This window comes from Xanthomonas populi, from assembly GCF_002940065.1.
Lineage (GTDB): Bacteria > Pseudomonadota > Gammaproteobacteria > Xanthomonadales > Xanthomonadaceae > Xanthomonas > Xanthomonas populi.
This window is the reverse complement of record NZ_MDEJ01000292.1, coordinates 1-919: the sequence shown is the minus strand read 5'-3', so window position 1 is coordinate 919 and position 919 is coordinate 1. Positions and strand designations below refer to the sequence as shown.

Here is a 919-nt window from a genome sequence, read left to right as displayed (position 1 = left end):
AGGGTCTGACACCGTACGAATTCATCTGCAAGCAGTGGACATCCGAACCCGAGCGGTTCAAGGTGGACCCGATCCATCTATTGCCGGGACTGAACACCTAAAAGCGCCACTGCGCTGACGCAGCCCCTGCCGCAACGCAGCTGCCCCCGTCACGCCCGCAGATGCAAGAGGGCAGCAATGCACAAAGATTGCAGAACGCGTTCCGGTCGCTCATGGCGCCGGACAACTCGATGAGGATGTCGATGCCTACGCAACCGCTAGCCGCCTTTTGCTCGGACTAACGCATACATCCATCATGGGCAAGCCTCCCTTCCGCACGCCTGGATCTGCGGTGAATGCGGGCATTTCCTGGCGCGCGGAAGAACGGGCCAAGGCCTCGATCCGGGCGGCGGTGGAACATCCGTTCCGGGTTCTCAAGCGGCAGTTCGGTGACGTCAAGGTGCGCGACACGGGCTTGGCCAAGAACGCTTCGCAGGTGACGACGCTGTTCGCGTTGGTCGATCTGTGGATGGCACGCAGGAGGTTGCTGGCGATGGCGTAGCAGGCCTGCGCCTGCAGACCGCCCAAAAGCGGTGTGCAGCGCGAAACGTCGGACGCATCGATCAAGAACCTGGGAGATTTTGCCCTGCATCCGCGTTGCGAGCTGCGCAGCGCCGGCTACGGCTACGGCTGGTAGATCAGGCATTCCCTAATAGTGGATTGCGCGTGGGTTATACAATCGGCTTACATAGCGACCTGGGTTCGCAGTCTTCGGACAGATTTTAACTCAACAAAAAAAATCAACACTTCGGCCCATTTCCTTGCCTCGTTGGATTTGTTATTTTTTATATACTAAATTTACTTAAGGGCACCTCGAACAACCAAGTCGTAGCCGTGGTGACACGCACTGGATGATGACCATACCTTCAAAAAATCAGCG

At 57.3% G+C, this 919-nt stretch carries 2 pseudogenes; both read left to right on the top strand.

Going from position 1 to position 919, the window contains the following annotated elements:
- Window positions 1-101, top strand: a pseudogene (locus tag XpopCFBP1817_RS20905) (IS481 family transposase); the annotation flags it as partial.
- A gap of 251 nt (window positions 102-352) precedes the next feature.
- Window positions 353-541: pseudogene (locus XpopCFBP1817_RS20900) on the top strand (IS5/IS1182 family transposase); the annotation flags it as partial.
- Between the last annotated feature and the right edge of the window lie 378 nt (window positions 542-919).